The 15,263-nt window shown below is 52.7% G+C and carries 22 protein-coding genes and 1 pseudogene; 21 read left to right on the top strand and 2 right to left on the bottom strand.

Features of this window, described 5'->3' with window-relative positions; translation table 11 throughout:
- The first annotated feature begins 169 nt into the window (after positions 1–169).
- Positions 170–358, top strand: a complete 189-nt coding sequence (locus tag AC22LX_RS12320) for a hypothetical protein (protein ID WP_487334004.1) — start codon at positions 170–172, stop codon at positions 356–358.
- Between the two features lie 422 nt (positions 359–780).
- On the top strand, positions 781–1,647 hold the full coding sequence (locus tag AC22LX_RS12315; RefSeq protein WP_487334003.1) for a hypothetical protein: 867 nt from the start codon (positions 781–783) through the stop codon (positions 1,645–1,647).
- Positions 1,648–1,689: 42 nt separating this feature from the next.
- Here AC22LX_RS12315 and AC22LX_RS12310 read toward each other — a convergent pair whose 3' ends face one another.
- Both AC22LX_RS12310 and AC22LX_RS12305 read right to left on the bottom strand, forming a co-directional pair.
- Positions 1,690–2,718, bottom strand: coding sequence for a phage portal protein (locus tag AC22LX_RS12310; RefSeq protein ID WP_487334002.1), 1,029 nt, complete (start codon positions 2,716–2,718; stop codon positions 1,690–1,692).
- Positions 2,718–4,484: a terminase ATPase subunit family protein gene (locus AC22LX_RS12305; RefSeq protein ID WP_047079049.1), complete on the bottom strand. Its 1,767-nt coding sequence runs from the start codon at positions 4,482–4,484 to the stop codon at positions 2,718–2,720. Before AC22LX_RS12305 ends, AC22LX_RS12310 begins: the two co-directional genes overlap by 1 nt.
- 143 nt (positions 4,485–4,627) lie before the next feature.
- Here AC22LX_RS12305 and AC22LX_RS12300 point away from each other — a divergent pair, with 143 nt between their 5' ends.
- From AC22LX_RS12300 to AC22LX_RS12210, 19 genes and pseudogenes are all read left to right on the top strand, one after another.
- Positions 4,628–5,461 carry a GPO family capsid scaffolding protein gene (locus AC22LX_RS12300; protein WP_487334001.1) on the top strand — a complete coding sequence of 278 codons (834 nt, stop codon included), beginning with the start codon at positions 4,628–4,630 and terminating at the stop codon, positions 5,459–5,461.
- Positions 5,462–5,477: 16 nt separating this feature from the next.
- Positions 5,478–6,542, top strand: a complete 1,065-nt coding sequence (locus AC22LX_RS12295) for a phage major capsid protein, P2 family (RefSeq protein ID WP_129243607.1) — start codon at positions 5,478–5,480, stop codon at positions 6,540–6,542.
- A gap of 3 nt (positions 6,543–6,545) precedes the next feature.
- Positions 6,546–7,196, top strand: coding sequence for a phage terminase small subunit (locus AC22LX_RS12290; RefSeq protein WP_129243610.1), 651 nt, complete (start codon positions 6,546–6,548; stop codon positions 7,194–7,196).
- A gap of 93 nt (positions 7,197–7,289) precedes the next feature.
- On the top strand, positions 7,290–7,754 hold the full coding sequence (locus tag AC22LX_RS12285) for a head completion/stabilization protein (protein ID WP_129243613.1): 465 nt from the start codon (positions 7,290–7,292) through the stop codon (positions 7,752–7,754).
- Positions 7,754–7,957: a tail protein X gene (locus AC22LX_RS12280; RefSeq protein WP_000868184.1), complete on the top strand. Its 204-nt coding sequence runs from the start codon at positions 7,754–7,756 to the stop codon at positions 7,955–7,957. The genes AC22LX_RS12285 and AC22LX_RS12280 overlap by 1 nt, the downstream gene beginning before the upstream one ends.
- 3 nt (positions 7,958–7,960) lie before the next feature.
- Positions 7,961–8,176 carry an HP1 family phage holin gene (locus tag AC22LX_RS12275; protein WP_000171565.1) on the top strand — a complete coding sequence of 72 codons (216 nt, stop codon included), beginning with the start codon at positions 7,961–7,963 and terminating at the stop codon, positions 8,174–8,176.
- A complete protein-coding gene (locus AC22LX_RS12270; protein ID WP_487334000.1) occupies positions 8,157–8,666 on the top strand; it encodes a lysozyme in 510 nt (169 codons plus the stop codon). Before AC22LX_RS12275 ends, AC22LX_RS12270 begins: the two co-directional genes overlap by 20 nt.
- A 4-nt stretch (positions 8,667–8,670) precedes the next feature.
- Positions 8,671–9,048, top strand: a complete 378-nt coding sequence (locus AC22LX_RS12265; RefSeq protein WP_154105455.1) for a DNZ54_00345 family protein — start codon at positions 8,671–8,673, stop codon at positions 9,046–9,048.
- Complete coding sequence (gene lysB / locus AC22LX_RS12260) at positions 9,045–9,473, top strand: Rz-like lysis system protein LysB (RefSeq protein WP_487334015.1); 429 nt, start codon at positions 9,045–9,047, stop codon at positions 9,471–9,473. Before AC22LX_RS12265 ends, lysB begins: the two co-directional genes overlap by 4 nt.
- On the top strand, positions 9,358–9,606 hold the full coding sequence (gene lysC, locus AC22LX_RS12255; protein ID WP_227545147.1) for an Rz1-like lysis system protein LysC: 249 nt from the start codon (positions 9,358–9,360) through the stop codon (positions 9,604–9,606). Before lysB ends, lysC begins: the two co-directional genes overlap by 116 nt.
- Positions 9,569–10,000 carry a phage tail protein gene (locus AC22LX_RS12250; RefSeq protein ID WP_154105458.1) on the top strand — a complete coding sequence of 144 codons (432 nt, stop codon included), beginning with the start codon at positions 9,569–9,571 and terminating at the stop codon, positions 9,998–10,000. The genes lysC and AC22LX_RS12250 overlap by 38 nt, the downstream gene beginning before the upstream one ends.
- On the top strand, positions 9,993–10,439 hold the full coding sequence (locus AC22LX_RS12245) for a phage virion morphogenesis protein (protein ID WP_154105459.1): 447 nt from the start codon (positions 9,993–9,995) through the stop codon (positions 10,437–10,439). Before AC22LX_RS12250 ends, AC22LX_RS12245 begins: the two co-directional genes overlap by 8 nt.
- Positions 10,440–10,456: 17 nt before the next feature.
- On the top strand, positions 10,457–11,548 hold the full coding sequence (locus AC22LX_RS12240; protein ID WP_487333999.1) for a GmrSD restriction endonuclease domain-containing protein: 1,092 nt from the start codon (positions 10,457–10,459) through the stop codon (positions 11,546–11,548).
- A 1-nt stretch (position 11,549) separates the two neighbouring features.
- Positions 11,550–12,194 carry an MAE_28990/MAE_18760 family HEPN-like nuclease gene (locus AC22LX_RS12235; RefSeq protein WP_154105461.1) on the top strand — a complete coding sequence of 215 codons (645 nt, stop codon included), beginning with the start codon at positions 11,550–11,552 and terminating at the stop codon, positions 12,192–12,194.
- Between the two features lie 73 nt (positions 12,195–12,267).
- Positions 12,268–12,846 (top strand): phage baseplate assembly protein V, encoded by a 579-nt coding sequence (locus AC22LX_RS12230; protein ID WP_487333998.1) that lies wholly within the window; start codon positions 12,268–12,270, stop codon positions 12,844–12,846.
- Positions 12,843–13,202: a GPW/gp25 family protein gene (locus AC22LX_RS12225; protein WP_487333997.1), complete on the top strand. Its 360-nt coding sequence runs from the start codon at positions 12,843–12,845 to the stop codon at positions 13,200–13,202. Before AC22LX_RS12230 ends, AC22LX_RS12225 begins: the two co-directional genes overlap by 4 nt.
- Positions 13,189–14,097, top strand: a complete 909-nt coding sequence (locus AC22LX_RS12220; protein WP_487333996.1) for a baseplate assembly protein — start codon at positions 13,189–13,191, stop codon at positions 14,095–14,097. The genes AC22LX_RS12225 and AC22LX_RS12220 overlap by 14 nt, the downstream gene beginning before the upstream one ends.
- Positions 14,090–14,695, top strand: coding sequence for a phage tail protein I (locus tag AC22LX_RS12215; protein WP_487333995.1), 606 nt, complete (start codon positions 14,090–14,092; stop codon positions 14,693–14,695). Before AC22LX_RS12220 ends, AC22LX_RS12215 begins: the two co-directional genes overlap by 8 nt.
- Positions 14,692–15,237, top strand: a pseudogene (locus AC22LX_RS12210) (phage tail protein); the annotation flags it as partial. The gene AC22LX_RS12215 and the pseudogene AC22LX_RS12210, both read left to right, overlap by 4 nt.
- Positions 15,238–15,263 lie beyond the last annotated feature (26 nt).

Here is a 15,263-nt window from a genome sequence, read left to right as displayed (position 1 = left end):
CCCCGCCATAAGCTCAATACATGCTTTGCGCATTATCTTGTCCCTCATTTCGTTGTTTCTTTAGAGCATCTCACTTATGCCATATGCTTGAAAGATAGAAAAAACATTTTACATTAAGCGGTTAATTATATACTGTATTTATATACAGTTGTTTTGAGTGGAGGGGAAAATGCAGGACTATTTTTTGGAGTCGTTAAAGCTCCAGCGCATTGATTTTTTTGTGAAGCTTGTAGCTGCTAGTGAGTGCGATGATGAAGAGAAGCGGCTTGCTATCCAGTGGGTATCAGAGTTGACCGATGAACTAATGGCGAAAATCCGTGCTCATGATTACACCCGTTCAATGGATCTCTCCAGTTAGACACAGGAACGTTGCTGGCGTTAGGACTTGATACTGACGCCTGCAAGGTTGAACAACGAGCATGTGAGGCGTTAGTTCCGTTGTGCATATCTATGCTGCATGAAAACGCATGATCGTTCGGAGATCATATTTGCCGAGGCCAGCCAGAATTGGTGGGCCTTTGCTTATGTCATGCAGATGCATGAAAACCACTACATAAAGCGGGCAGGCGTGGCGGGGATACGAGCGCGCGCCCTAGGTAAGATTATCAATCTTTACCCATGAGTTGGCAGAACTTCCTTTTTAACATGCCATATCTGTAGACTTCTCAGATAAAAATTTAGGAAATTTTAAGAGTTTGAAGTTTGAGGTGTTTACTAAGTCTGAAAAGTAAGGTTAACATTCCTACCATCTAATCCAACTGAATAACTGAAAAACTAACTATGTTAAAAGCAAATCTCTGGGACTGGGTTAAAGCGATTATCAGTATAATTGTGGTTTTTTTCCTGTCTCTAAAATTCTACAATGCAACTTTCACAATGAACTTTGATTTTATAGCCTTATTATCAACTGTGCTGGCATTGTTTTCTGTTGGCTTATCTGCAGTTTTTTATTTTAAAGCTACTGAGACAAGTAATGATTTTTATAACAACACTTTTAAATTTACGAAAGATATTGCTGACTTGTTGATAAGAATAGAAAGCGGGTTTGGTGAGAGATTAAAAAGTTTAGATGAAGGCTATAACTCAATGCGTAGCATAATGACATCCCCAAAAAATTCAGGGGTAAGTCAAATGAAAGAAAAAATTGAAGTTGATGAGAATGAGCTAAGTAAGATAAATGCCGAACGAACTGAATTGATAAATAAATTGTTAGAAAAGGCTAATTTAGAACATGAAGAGAAGGAGAAAATAAAGGAAGAGCTTAAAATCAAGGAGGATGAATCGCAAAAATTACAGTTCGAACTAACAAAGTTGAAAAAACGATTATTTGCAAGTCGTATGTCTAGCCGAGAACAACAAGGCGGGGAAGACTTTTCTTTTCATTCGGATATGAAAAAAGAATTAGTGGAAAACTATATTGCTTCGACAATTGTGCCTGATATTATAGAATCTTATGAGATTAATGCTTCAGACGCATTGCTATCATCTCGCGAGATTCAGCATTACTTTAATAATAAATACTGGAAAAACGGTAATACGCAATTTGCAAAAGATATGGTGCACTTAGGATATTGTGTGCATGGTGAGGGTATAACGTTGAGCGGTGCAAGATATATTCGCAGCCTTTTGAGAATGGCATTGAGATAGCTATGATTTTTTCTTGGGAGGCTATGCCTCCCACTTTAAAAATTAAGCTAAGGAGTAATTTTCAAATTGCAGTATATCATCCTTTAACCAGTCGTTTATTTCTTGCATCCTTTTTTGAAGTGGTAATAATTCATTGCGAACAAAAACATTGGAAGCCTTCTCCACATCCCCAAACCCACCAACATTACTCGGCATGATACCCATCATCTGTGGCGGGACACGGTGCGCTGCCATCATGTCATCCCGGCTAACATTCTTGATGTTCAGAAACTCATCCTTTGCCGCTACCTCTGACAGCGGGATGATCTGAATGCCATCTTTCTTGCCGTTGGGTGAGTACATAAACAAGTTGCGAAAGTTGCCTGGCCCTTTGGCGCTTTTCATGGCCTGGCGGATGTTGTTCACGTCCTCTTGGTTCTGCGCCGCGTCGGTCATGTACATGATGAAACCCGCGTGGCTGCCGTTGATGTAGTACTTGCGGCGGAACAGCGTGGCGGACTCGTTCAGCAGGGCGGAAGGGATGGCGGACAAGTATTCAGGCAGACCGTAAATCTCCTGATTTAAGTCCGGTTCCATCAGGTGGAAGATGCTGCCTTTGGTGAACTCATAGGGCTGAGTGGTTATGCCGTATTGTACAAACCAGTAAGTGTCGAGATCGATCCCGCGGCGGGTATATTTCGCCAGCGATGGCTCCAGCGACAAAATACCGCCCAGCCGGTTCGTCCGTTTCTCCAGATAGGCGTTACCAAACACCAGATAGTCCTGCACAAAGCGGCTGAATGCCTGCTGGCTCAATAGCGGGTGCGGGATAAACGTGCTGGTCAGGATGTTGCGCTTAACGGCAATCGGTGAGCTGTGATGCACGGCGGCGCGGTAAGTGCGGGCCAGGCCCTCAAAGCTCACGGGCGGCTCATACCACTTATCCATCTGCACGCATTCCACATAATCTAGCAGTTCACGGCGGTCCAGTACCGGGATCGGGTCGCCAAAGCTGAATGCCTCTGTCGCTGCGCCACCGCTGGCATTTGTGCTGTGATTAGCCGCGGTGCGGCGGTTCTTGCGTTTTCCCATCAGAAAATCTCCACAATATTGCTGGTATTGGCGGCTTCGCCCTGCAGCGGTTCGTTAAACAGTGCGTGCATCGTTGCCCAGGCCAAATCTGCGTGGCTGGCTTCTTCGCTGCGGCTGGCTTCGTAGGTAGGGCGGTTTCCGCTGGCGGTGGTGGCGCGGCGGATAGCCATAAAGGACTGCGCAATGTCGGTGTGCCCGGCGTCAAACTCCAGACGGCGGTGGCTGATAATATCGTATGCCTTGAGCACCAGGGCGTTTTTGACGTTGGGGTTGTAGACAAACTCCCGCACGGCAGGAAAGAACGCTTTCACGTTTTCGTAGACACCGTGACCGACGCCGGTCGAGTCGATGCCGATATAGGTCACGTTGTACTGTTGTGTCAGCTTTTTGATGGCGTCAGCCTGGGCGCGGAAGTCCATCCCACGCCACTGGTGCCGCTCAAGAATGCGGAACTTGCCGCCCGGTACGGTTGGCGGTGCCACCACCACGCACCCGGCGCTGTCACCGTTCTGCGTGCCTTTCGCCGGGTCGTATCCGATCCAGACTTCGCGCCAGCCAAACGGGCGCAGCGCCAGCGCCTGAAAATCGGTCCACACTTCCCAGCTGTCCACCATGCACGCCTGCAGCTCGCTGAGCGGGAACACTGACGCCAGATCGTCAATGAATTCACACATCAACAGGTTCTGGTATTCGTCCGGGCTGTACTCCATGCGCAGCTGGTCGAGGTCGAACAGATTACAGCCGCCGCGCACCGCATCCTCCACTGTGACGATCTGGCGGTACTGTCCGTCCGGGCAGAGCACGCCGCGTGCAAGGTTGCTGTGGGTCAGGTCAATATCCACCTTGTCCGCTTTGGCGCGGCCCCGGTTGAACAGTGCGCCGGACCAGAACGGATAGGCGCTGTGGGTCAGGCTGGACGGCGTGGAAAAGTAGGTTTGTCGCCATTTCTTGTGAATGGCCATACCGGAGGCAACCTTGCGCAGCTCCTGGAATTTCGGTATCCAGAAATATTCATCAAGGTACAGGTTGCCGTGGTAACTCTGCGCCGTGCGGGCGTTGGTGCCGAGGAAGTACAGGCACGCGCCGTTGCTGAGGGTCATCGGGTCGCCTTTCAGCTCAACATCCACCTCTTTTGCAAAGTCGATGATGTATTGCTTAAAAACGTGCGCCTGTGCCTTACTGGCTGAGAGAAAAATCTGGTTGCGCCCCGTGGTGATGGCGTCAATCAGCGCTTCGCGGGCAAAAAAGTATGTTGCCCCGATCTGGCGTGATTTAAGCAGGTTGCGAATGCGGTGTTTTACGCCAGCCTGCCACCAGTGGCGCTGATATTCGAACATGCCGTTGCGGAAGATTTCCTCCAGCTTTTCGGTCTGTTCATCAGTGAAAACATTCTTTTCGGGCTGGCGGCGTGGCCCTTTGTTACGGTTGGCAACTTTCGGGTTTAAGTCTGCTTCGTTCCCGCCATCGTTAAACTTACCGATCCGGGCGTGGCGCTCTGACTGGCGCGCCAGCAGGTCAATTTCCTTGAAGTCTTTCCCTTCTTTCTGCTCCTTCATGATGAGCTGGCAGTAACGGGCGGCGGTGGTGAGCTGCATCTGATCCAGCGGCCCATACTCGCCCCATTTATCGCGCTTCTTCCAGCTATGAACGGTTGCAACTTTTTCGCCCAGCATTTCAGCAATGCGGGCTACGCGGTATCCCTGAAAGTACAGCAGCATGGCCTGCCGACGGGGATCGAGGTCTGCGGGGGTCAGTGTCGTGTTCATGTCCCCCAACATACGGCCTAGCCTGACGGCTTTCCCCGGCTGCGGTTTGTGTGGCTGACCGTACAAGTGCCGCGCGTTGTTTCACTCCCCCCATCACCGCAAACATAAGGCTCCAGTAAGTTTTTTCTAACGGAGTACGGCTCATGACAGTGAAAGCAAAGCGTTTCCGCATCGGGGTGGAAGGTGCCACCACTGACGGACGCGAGATCCAGCGTGAATGGCTGGTACAGATGGCTGCCAGCTACAACCCGACGGTCTATACCGCGCTGATTAACCTTGAGCACATCAAGTCTTATCTGCCGGACAGTACCTTTAACCGCTACGGCAGGGTAACGGGGCTGGTTGCAGAAGAAATCAAGGACGGGCTGCTGGCGGGCAAGATGGCGCTTTATGCCGATATCGAACCCACGGACGCCCTGGTGGAACTGGTGAAAAAGGGCCAGAAGCTTTTCACCTCCATGGAGGTCAGCACGAAGTTTGCCGACACCGGCAAAGCCTACCTTGTGGGGCTGGGTGCGACGGACGATCCGGCGAGTCTGGGCACCGAAATGCTGGCATTCAGCGCCAGCGCCGCGCATAACCCGCTGGCGAACCGTAAGCAGAACCCTGAAAACCTGTTTTCGGAAGCAGTTGAAACGCTGATCGAACTGGAAGAAGCCCAGGACGAAAAGCCGTCCCTCTTTGCCCGCATCACCGCGCTGTTAACCAAAAAAGAGCAGACCGATGAGGCGAGTTTCTCCGACGTGCATAAAGCCGTGGAACTGGTTGCCACCGAGCAGCAGAACCTGAGTGAGCGCACGGATAAATCCCTGACCGGACAGGACAAGCGCCTTTCTGAGTTGGAGACCTCACTGCAGGAGCAGCAGGTCGCCTTTGCCGAGCTTGAGCAGAAGCTGAGCCGTGAAGACAGCCGTAAAGACTACCGCCAGCGCGCGCCGGGCGGTGACGCACCGGCTGGCACCCTGACCAATTGCTGATGGAGCATAAAACCCGATGAAAAAGAAAACCCGCTTTGCCTTTAACGCTTACCTGCAGCAACTGGCGCGCCTGAACGGTGTGGAGATTGAAGAACTCTCCAGCAAGTTCACCGTGGAGCCGTCCGTGCAGCAGACGCTGGAAGACCAGATCCAGCAGTCCGCCGCTTTCCTGACGGTGATTAACATCACGCCGGTCACTGAGCAGTCCGGGCAGTTGCTGGGGCTGGGCGTTGGCAGCACGATTGCCGGGACCACCGATACCACCACCAAAGAGCGCGAGCCTACCGATCCGACGCTGATGGAAGACGTGGAATACAAATGCGAGCAGACCAACTTTGATACGGTGCTGACCTACGCAAAACTGGACATGTGGGCGAAATTCCAGGACTTCCAGGTGCGTATCCGCAACGCCATTGTTAAGCGTCAGGCACTGGACCGCATCATGATCGGCTTTAACGGCGTGAAGCGTGCCAAAACCTCCAATCGTGCTGAAAACCCGCTGCTGCAGGACGTCAATAAAGGCTGGCTGCAGAAAATCCGCGAAGACGCGCCGGATCACGTCATGGGCAGCAAAACCGCAGAAGACGGCACCACTACTGCAGAACCGGTAAAAGTAGGTCCGGGTGGTAAGTATGTAAATCTTGACGCGGTGGTGATGGATACTGTCAACGAGCTGATCGATGTGGAGTATCAGGATGATGACGAGCTGGTTGTTGTCTGTGGTCGTGAACTACTGTCAGACAAGTATTTCCCGCTGGTCAACAAAGAGCAGGACAACAGCGAGAAAATCTCCGCCGATCTGATCATCAGCCAGAAACGAATGGGCGGCCTGCAGGCTGTACGCGCGCCTTTCTTCCCGGCAAAAGCCCTGCTGATCACCCGTCTGGATAACCTGTCCATCTACTGGCAGGAAGACACCCGCCGACGTTCTGTTATCGACAACCCGAAACGTGACCGGATTGAAAACTTTGAATCCGTCAACGAGGCGTATGTGGTCGAGGACTACCGCTGCGCGGCGTTGGTTGAAAACATCGAAATCGGTGATTTCAGCGCGCCTGCCGCACCGGAAGGTGGGGAATAACGCATGAGCCTGAGTCCCGCACGGCAGCACCGCCTGCGCATTCAGGCCGAACAGGCCGCCCGTGAGGGCGGCAGTGTTCGCCATGCGTCGGGCTATGACCTGATGCTGCTGCAACTTGCAGAAGACCGCCGCCGCCTCAAGGGCGTCCAGTCCACGGTGAAAAAGGCGGAAATCAAGGTGGAGCTGCTGCCGAAATATTCCGCCTGGGCGGAGGGCGTGCTGGCTGCCGGAGGTACGCAGCAGGATGACGTGCTGATGTACGTGATGCTGTGGCGTATCGATGCCGGGGATTATGCCGGTGCGCTGGAAATCGGGCGTCATGCGCTGCGCCATGGCTGGGTGATGCCGCTGGGCAACCGTAACGTGCAGACCGTGCTGGCAGAAGAAATGGCAGACGCGGCGCAAAGCGCCCTGCTAGCCGCAGCCGGTTTTGATGCCGATCTGCTTTTGCAGGCGCTGGACCTGACAACCGATCTGGATATGCCGGACCAGTCGCGGGCACGTCTGCATAAAGCCATCGGCGCTGTACTGAGCGAAAGCAACCCGGCATCTGCCCTGAATCACCTTACCCATGCGCTGCAGCTCGATCCCCGCTGTGGCGTTAAAAAAGAAAAGCAGCAGCTGGAGCGCAGACTGCGCAATGACAGCCGCTAAAGAACGTGCCCCGCGCACGGGCGGCACGGGGTGGCGAAAGGCACTGCCACATCAAAATCCCGTCCACCGCCCACTTATTCAGGAGAAAGCCGCATGAAGTTTGTTGCGCCCGAACAGGCACCGGAACAGGCGGAGGTCATCAAAAACACGCCGTTCTGGCCTGATGTGGACCTGTCGGAATTTCGCAGTGTGATGCGTACTGACGGCACGGTGACGCAGCCGCGTTTAAAGCAGGTTGTGCTGACGGCTATTTCTGAGGTTAACGCTGAGCTGTACGACTTCCGCAAGCGTCAGCAGATGCTGGGCTGGCAGTCACTTGCAGACGTTCCTGCAGAAATGCTGGACGGCAAAAGCGAGCGTATCCAGCACTACCACAACGCTGTTTTTTGCTGGGCGCGCGCTGTGCTCAATGAGCGTTATCAGGACTATGACGCCACGGCGTCAGGCGTGAAACGAGGGGAGGAGCTGGCGGAGGCCAGCGGCGATCTGTGGCGTGATGCCCGCTGGGCTATCAGTCGGGTACAGGATACACCGCACTGTACGGTGGAGCTTATCTGATGAAAGTGCGTGCGCATCAGTATGACACGGTGGACGCGCTTTGCTGGCGTCATTACGGGCGCACGCAGGGTGTCACTGAGCAGGTTCTGCAGGCAAATCCGGGGCTGGCTGAGTACGGCCCATTTTTACCGCACGGGCTGCAGGTGGAGTTGCCGGACATTACGGCGTCAACCACGGCGCAGACCGTCCAGCTATGGGACTGAATTATGACGCTTGAACGAATCAGCGCCTTTATCACTTACTGCATCGCCGTGCTGCTGGCATGGCTGGGCGATCTGTCGCTCAAGGATGCGTCAACGGTTGGCGGCGTACTGATTGGTGTGCTGATGCTGGCTATCAACTGGTACTACAAACACCAGTCTTTCAAATTGTTACGTGGCGGCAAGATTTCGCGGGGGGAATATGAATCCTTCAATCGTTAAGCGCTGCCTTGTCGGGGCGGTGCTGGCTATTGCTGCCACGCTGCCCGGTTTTCAGTCGCTTCATACCTCTGTTGAGGGGCTGAAACTGATTGCCGATTACGAGGGGTGCCGCCTGCAGCCTTATCAGTGCAGCGCGGGCATGTGGACTGACGGGATCGGCAATACGTCCGGTGTGGTGCCGGGTAAAACCATCACGGAACGGCAGGCGGCGCAGGGACTTATCACTAACGTGCTGCGCGTGGAGCGGGCACTGGATAAATGTGTGGTGCAGCCGATGCCGCAAAAAGTCTATGACGCGGTGGTGTCGTTTGCTTTCAACGTGGGCACCGGCAACGCCTGCAGCTCCACGCTGGTTAAGTTGCTGAACCAGCGGCGCTGGACAGATGCCTGCCATCAGCTGCCGCGCTGGGTATATGTCAAAGGTGTGTTTAATCAGGGGCTGGACAATCGCCGCGCGCGGGAAATGGCCTGGTGCTTAAAAGGAGCATAACGGAATGAAAAAGAAAGTCATGAGCGTTTTTTTCCAGCTGGCATGGGCTGCGCTGTTGGTTATCAGTCTGCTGTATCCGCGCAGCGGTGCGCCGGTTCTGGTTGGTGCGTCTGTCTGGGTGTCATGCTTCCTCGCCTGGCTACTTGCTGCGCTGTGCGCTGTCGGGTGGTTCGCCGGAGAGCGGGCGCGCGATGAGGTCAGGTCGGCATTAATCAAATTCAGGGCGCACCCCGTAAAACCCGTGCGTACCTGGGTTATCAGGTTGCTTATTGTTCTGTGCCTGGCGTTTTCGGGATGGGTGATCACCCTGGTGTTTTACCTGCTGACGCTGGTTTTTTATCAGATTGCCCGCGCGCAGCTTCATGAGCCGATGGCAGCCTGATGCGTGCGCTGGCGGTAGTGTTGGCGCTGGCGCTTGCGGCGCTGGGCTGGCAGTCGTGGCGGCTTAACAATGCCAGCCACGCCATCGAGACGCTGGGCGCGGCGCTGAAAAGCAAAAAGCAGGAGCTGACGAAGAAAAACAGCCAGCTGATCGGCTTGTCCATTCTGACCGAAACCAACAGCCGGGAGCAGACGAGGCTTTATGCGGCAGCGGAGCAAACTACCGCACTATTGCGCAACCGTCAGCGCCGGATCGAGGAGCTAAAACGTGAAAACGAGGATTTGCGCCGCTGGGCTGACACTCCTTTGCCTGCTGACATTATCCGGTTGCGGGTCCGCCCGGCCCTCGCCGGAGGTGCAGCTTACCGTGAGTGGTTGTCCCAGAGTGACGCAGTGCCGCCTGGACAGGTCAGCGCCGCGCAGTAACGGCGATCTGAATGCGGCGCTGGATGAAACCGAGGCCGCCTGGGCGGCCTGTGCTGACAAAGTGGACACGATTATTGCGTGTCAGGAGCGAGACAGTGAAAAAACCGCAGTCCTTACGCAGCGCCCTGAATAAATCGGTTGCATATGTCCGCGGCAACCCGGACAAGCTGCACCTTTTCGTTGATAACGGCTCACTGGTGGCAACCGGAGCCAGCTCCATGTCATGGGAATACCGCTACACCCTGAACGTGGTAATCGAAGATTTCAGCGGTGACCAGAATCTGCTGATGGCTCCTGTGCTGCTGTGGCTAAATGACAACCAGCCGGACGCTATCAATAATCCTGAGCTGCGCGAAAAACTGTTCACTTTTGAAGTGGATATTCTGCGCAACGATGTGTGCGATATCAGCATGAACCTGCAACTGACGGAACGTGTGCTGGTCAGCACTGACGGCAGCGTGTCGAGTGTTGAAGCGGTGCCGGAGCCGGACGAACCAGAGGAAATGTGGACGGTGAAATGTGGATGAACTGCAGAGGGTGGATGACTGGCTGACGGCGCTGCTGGCAAATCTGGAACCCGCCGCACGCAGCCGTATGATGCGACAACTGGCGCAACAGCTGCGCCGGACGCAGCAGCAGAACATCAGGCAGCAACGCAATCCTGATGGCAGCGGCTATGAGCCGCGCCGGGTGACAGCCCGCAGCAAGAAGGGGCGCATCAAGCGCCAGATGTTCGCCAAATTGCGCACAACTAAATACCTTAAAACCGCCGCAACTGCGGACTCTGCCTGCGTTGAGTTTGCTGAGTGGGTGCAGCGTATTGCCCGTGTACACCACTACGGCCTGCGCGACAGAATTACAAAATTAGGCCCCTTAAAAAAGTATCCTGAACGGAGACTGCTTGGACATACCAACAATACTGTAGAATTAGTAAAAAACATTATGTTAGATTATATGAAACGTTAAAACATAAGGGGTCCAAAATGGGATTGCAGGATGAATTAAATCTAGCAAAGAAAGAAATATCTAAAGATAGCTTTGATATGTCAGTTGGAGAGCTGAGCCGTATTTATGAAAGAAATGAAGTTATAATTAATCCAAGTTATCAAAGATTGTTCAGATGGGATGAATCACAGAAAACTCGCTTTATTGAGTCATTATTGTTAGGCATTCCTATTCCTCCTATATTTGTATTTACCGATGAGAGTGGGAGATGGGAGGTTATTGATGGCTTGCAACGGCTTTCTACTATATTTGAGTTTTCAGGTGTGTTAAAAAAAGACGATGGGACTTGTCATCCTCAGTTCATTCCTTCTGGAACAAGACTGCTACCTTCCCTTGATGGTATGAAGTGGGAAAAAGAATCAGAAGACGATGAAAAAGTTATTCCTTTATCTATTCGTTTGGATTTTGAACGCTCTCGGTTGCGAGTGGAAATACTTAAAAAGGAAAGTGATGAAAAGACAAAGTATGAATTATTTGAAAGGTTAAATACAGGTGGTTCTAGACTCACAGATCAAGAAGTGCGAAATTGCATCATGGTTATGCTTAATCCGGACTTATTCAAAAAACTTAATGAACTAAGTCAGTATGCTAGCTTCAAGGAGGTAACTCTTCAAACTGAGAAATCTATATCGGAACAGAAGCCATTGGATCTTACTTTGCGTTTTCTTGCCTATAGATACTCTACTTTTGATAAAAGTGTAGATATAAATGAATGGTTAAATTCTATTTCTCGAGATATTGCATCGGATAAAACTTATAACATAGATGCTGAGAGTGATTTATTTAAGAGAACGTTCGATGTTTTAGCTAAAACTACAGGCCAGAACTCGTTTAAAAAATATGATGGCAATAACTTCTCAAGAGGTTTTTTAATTTCTGCTTATGAGGTTATTACACAGGGTATTGCTGCGAATATTGATAAATATGAGAAGCAGTCAGCGGGTTATGTCGAAGAGAAAATCAAAGCAATCTGGAATAATCCTGAGTTTACAAACTATGCTCGGGCTGGAGTTAATGCGCCAAGTCGTTTGATTAATACCCTGCCTAAAGCTCCAGTTTGGTTTGACTAAAATGGAAATAAGAACCGCTGAAATGTTGAGTCGAGAGTTGACGAATGAACTCTCTTGGCGAACTAAAGAGATAATACAGTTGCGCATGGAGGCAAAAGCGAAAGAGGGATCTCTAAAGAAAACAATCATCAGGTCTGGTGTTGCGATATCATATTCCCATTGGGAAGGTTTTGTCAAAAATGCGACCGAGTATTTTTTGAATTTTCTTCATTATCAAAAAATACAGATGGAGTCCTTGAAATTGGTTTATGTGACCCATGCTCTTAAAAAAGAGATTCATGGATTTTCTGAAACTAAGGATGTTGATACATGTATAAGATTTTTAACTGCATTGATAGAGAAAAAGACTAATGTAGCAGTGATAAGGCATGAAAACTATGTTGATACCGAGTCTAATTTAAGTTCTAAAGTTTTCGATAACATCGCTAAGTCTATTGGTGTCGACACTCATCAATACAAGGACTTTTATCCTTATATTGATGAGTCAATAGTGAGTGCGAGGAACAATATTGCACATGGGGAGCGCTTGATTGTTGAGCAGGTTAGTTTTGAACAACTAACTGAAAAAGTACTCGCTCTAATGAATATGTACAAAAATGATATTGAAAATATAGTTGTTACAAAGGAATACTTAATATCCATTTAGTTAATTCCTTGTTCCATCCTTCATACAAATCATCCATCTTTTGCGTTCATGATCTCTATTACAAAATAAAGGCATGAACGCACAACTTACCGAAATCATGCGCCTTATCACCAACCTGATCCGCACCGGCACCGTAACCGAAGTGGACCGGGAAAACTGGCTGTGCCGGGTGAGGGTGGGCGAGCTTGAAACCAACTGGATTAACTGGCTGACGCTGCGTGCCGGTGGTGCCCGTACATGGTGGTGCCCGTCGCCGGATGAGCAGGTGGTGGTGCTGAGTATGGGCGGCAATCTGGAAACCGCTTTTGCGTTGCCTGCCATCTACTCCAATCAGTTTGCGCCGCCGTCGGATTCCGTGGATGGCTGCGTGACGGAGTACCCGGACGGAGGCTGGTTTGAGTATGAACCCGCCACCGGGCGGTGGCATGTCCGGGGCATCAAATCCATGGTGATCGAGGCGGCGGACAATATCACCCTCAAAACTGGTGAGTTTGTGGTGGAGGCAGACACCACGCGCATTAACAGCGAGATGGTGATCAATGGCAGCGTCACCCATGGCGGCGGCGCGATGAGTTCTAACGGGATCGTGGTGGATAAACACGCTCACACCGGCGTGAAGTCCGGCGGCGATACATCAGGAGGCCCGGTATGACGCTGTATATCGGCATGAGCCAGGGCAACGGCAAAGCTATTACTGATATGGACCATCTGCGCCAGTCAGTGCGGGATATTCTGCTGACGCCGCAGGGCAGCCGTATTGCCCGCCGGGAATATGGTTCCCTGCTGTCTGCCCTGATTGACCAGCCGCAGAATCCGGCGCTACGCCTGCAGGTCATGTCTGCAGTCTATGTGGCGCTGAGCCGCTGGGAGCCACGTCTTACGCTGGATTCCATCACCATCAGCAGCAATTTTGACGGCTCCATGGTGGTTGAGCTTACCGGGCAGCGCAATAACGGCGCGCCGGTTTCCCTTTCGGTATCAACAGGAGCAGAAAATGGCAGTAATTGACCTTTCCCAACTGCCCGCGCCGCAGATAGTGGACGTGCCGGATTTTGAGACGCTGCTGGCTGAGCGCAAGGCCGCTTTTGTGGCCCTTTATCCGCTGGATGAGAAGGACGCTGTACGGCGCACGCTGGCGCTGGAATCTGAACCCGTCACCAAGCTACTGCAGGAAAGTACCTACCGCGAAATCCTGTTGCGCCAGCGTATTAATGAGGCCGCGCAGGCGGTCATGGTGGCGTATGCCATCGGCGGCGATCTCGATCAGCTGGCAGCCAACTACAACGTGAAACGCCTGACGGTAACGCCTGCCGATAACGACGCAGTGCCGCCGGTTGCTGCCGTCATGGAAAGCGATGAAGCGCTGCGCCTGCGTGTTCCGGCTGCGTTTGAGGGGTTGTCCGTTGCGGGGCCGACGGCGGCCTATGAGTTTCACGCCAGAAGCGCGGACGGGCGTGTGGCAGATGCCAGCGCAACCAGCCCGGCACCGGCGGAGGTGGTACTTACTGTACTGAGCCGTGAAGGTGATGGTGCGGCAGAGGCTGATCTGTTGGCGGTGGTGGAGCAGGCGCTTAACAGCGAGAACGTGCGCCCGGTGGCAGACCGACTGACGGTGCGCAGCGCTGAAATAATTCCGTACAGCGTGGATGCGACGATCTTTCTTTATCCGGGGCCGGAAGCTGAGCCGGTGATGGCGGCGGCAAAAGCCAGCCTGCAGAAGTATATCGCCAGTCAGACGCGGCTGGGCCGTGATATCCGTCGCAGTGCCATTTATGCCGCGCTGCACGTTGAGGGGGTTCAGCGTGTGGAGCTGGCCTCCCCGCTGGATGATGTGGTGCTGGATAAGACGCAGGCGGCATCCTGTACGGAATGGAGCGTAACCAACGGGGGCACGGATGAATAGTATGCTGCCGCCCGGTTCATCGCCGCTTGAGCGTCGGCTGGCGCAGACCTGCAGCGGGATTTCCGATCTGCAGGTGCCGCTGCGCGATTTATGGAACCCGGCAACGTGTCCGGTCAGCTTCCTGCCGTATCTGGCGTGGGCGTTTTCCGTTGACCGCTGGGACGAAAGCTGGACGGAGAGTGTCAAGCGCCGGGTGGTACAGGACGCTTTCTATATTCATCAGCATAAGGGGACAACCAGCGCCGTGCGGCGCGTGGTGGAGCCGTTCGGCTTCCTGATCCGCATCATTGAGTGGTGGCAGACCGGCGAGCAACCGGGCACGTTTCGCCTGGACATCGGTGTGCAGGAGCAGGGGATCACAGAAGAAACTTATCTGGAACTGGAGCGCCTGATTAGTGACGCCAAACCCTGCAGCCGCCACTTGATCGGTATGTCCATTAACCTGCAGAGCAGTGGTCCCTTTTTTGTGGGGGCAGCCACTTACACGGGCGAAGAAATTACAGTTTACCCGTATATCAACGAAACCATTATTTCCGGCGGCACCGCTTACGATGGCGGGGCGGTCCATGTTATTGACACAATGAGAGTGAATCCATGAGCGCAAAATTCTATACCCTGCTGACGGATATCGGCGCGGCGAAACTGGCAAGCGCCGCCGCGCTCGGTGTTCCGTTGAAAATTACCCATATGGCGGTAGGCGATGGTGGCGGTGTGCTGCCCACGCCCAGCGCACAACAGACAAAGCTGGTTGCTGAAAAGCGCCGGGCTTCCCTCAATATGCTGTATATCGATCCGCAGAACAGTAGCCAGATTATTGCTGAGCAGGTGATCCCAGAAACTGAGGGAGGATGGTGGATACGCGAAATTGGTCTGTTCGATGAAACCGGCGCACTGTTCGCCGTGGGCAACTGCCCGGAGAGTTACAAGCCGCAGCTGGCGGAGGGGAGTGGACGCACGCAGACCGTACGCATGGTGTTGATTACCAGTAGCACCGACAATATCACTCTCAAAATTGATCCGGCAGTCGTGCTGGCTACCCGTCAGTATGTGGACGATACCGCGATTGAGGTCAGGCTCTATACGGATGAGGCGATGAAAGCCCACCTGGCGGAGGCTAACCCGCATGCTCAGTATTTGCAGGCAAAAAATAACCTGTCAGAGCTGAC

Source organism: Klebsiella sp. PK01 (assembly GCF_057624675.1).
Note: the sequence above shows the minus strand (reverse complement) of the source record. Positions and strands in the feature narration are given on the sequence as shown.

What these genes read in the sequence shown, in the direction of transcription:
- AC22LX_RS12310 (WP_487334002.1), bottom strand. Translation starts at nt 2,718, where the DNA reads ATGGGAAAACGCAAGAACCGCCGCACCGCGGCTAATCACAGCACAAAT.
- AC22LX_RS12240 (WP_487333999.1), top strand. Translation starts at nt 10,457, where the DNA reads ATGGGATTGCAGGATGAATTAAATCTAGCAAAGAAAGAAATATCTAAA.
- AC22LX_RS12225 (WP_487333997.1), top strand. Translation starts at nt 12,843, where the DNA reads ATGACGCTGTATATCGGCATGAGCCAGGGCAACGGCAAAGCTATTACT.
- AC22LX_RS12265 (WP_154105455.1), top strand. Translation starts at nt 8,671, where the DNA reads ATGAAAAAGAAAGTCATGAGCGTTTTTTTCCAGCTGGCATGGGCTGCG.
- AC22LX_RS12280 (WP_000868184.1), top strand. Translation starts at nt 7,754, where the DNA reads ATGAAAGTGCGTGCGCATCAGTATGACACGGTGGACGCGCTTTGCTGG.
- AC22LX_RS12320 (WP_487334004.1), top strand. Translation starts at nt 170, where the DNA reads ATGCAGGACTATTTTTTGGAGTCGTTAAAGCTCCAGCGCATTGATTTT.
- AC22LX_RS12300 (WP_487334001.1), top strand. Translation starts at nt 4,628, where the DNA reads ATGACAGTGAAAGCAAAGCGTTTCCGCATCGGGGTGGAAGGTGCCACC.
- AC22LX_RS12295 (WP_129243607.1), top strand. Translation starts at nt 5,478, where the DNA reads ATGAAAAAGAAAACCCGCTTTGCCTTTAACGCTTACCTGCAGCAACTG.
- AC22LX_RS12215 (WP_487333995.1), top strand. Translation starts at nt 14,090, where the DNA reads ATGAATAGTATGCTGCCGCCCGGTTCATCGCCGCTTGAGCGTCGGCTG.
- AC22LX_RS12315 (WP_487334003.1), top strand. Translation starts at nt 781, where the DNA reads ATGTTAAAAGCAAATCTCTGGGACTGGGTTAAAGCGATTATCAGTATA.
- AC22LX_RS12270 (WP_487334000.1), top strand. Translation starts at nt 8,157, where the DNA reads ATGAATCCTTCAATCGTTAAGCGCTGCCTTGTCGGGGCGGTGCTGGCT.
- AC22LX_RS12220 (WP_487333996.1), top strand. Translation starts at nt 13,189, where the DNA reads ATGGCAGTAATTGACCTTTCCCAACTGCCCGCGCCGCAGATAGTGGAC.
- AC22LX_RS12235 (WP_154105461.1), top strand. Translation starts at nt 11,550, where the DNA reads ATGGAAATAAGAACCGCTGAAATGTTGAGTCGAGAGTTGACGAATGAA.
- AC22LX_RS12285 (WP_129243613.1), top strand. Translation starts at nt 7,290, where the DNA reads ATGAAGTTTGTTGCGCCCGAACAGGCACCGGAACAGGCGGAGGTCATC.
- AC22LX_RS12230 (WP_487333998.1), top strand. Translation starts at nt 12,268, where the DNA reads ATGAACGCACAACTTACCGAAATCATGCGCCTTATCACCAACCTGATC.
- AC22LX_RS12275 (WP_000171565.1), top strand. Translation starts at nt 7,961, where the DNA reads ATGACGCTTGAACGAATCAGCGCCTTTATCACTTACTGCATCGCCGTG.
- AC22LX_RS12290 (WP_129243610.1), top strand. Translation starts at nt 6,546, where the DNA reads ATGAGCCTGAGTCCCGCACGGCAGCACCGCCTGCGCATTCAGGCCGAA.
- AC22LX_RS12305 (WP_047079049.1), bottom strand. Translation starts at nt 4,484, where the DNA reads ATGAACACGACACTGACCCCCGCAGACCTCGATCCCCGTCGGCAGGCC.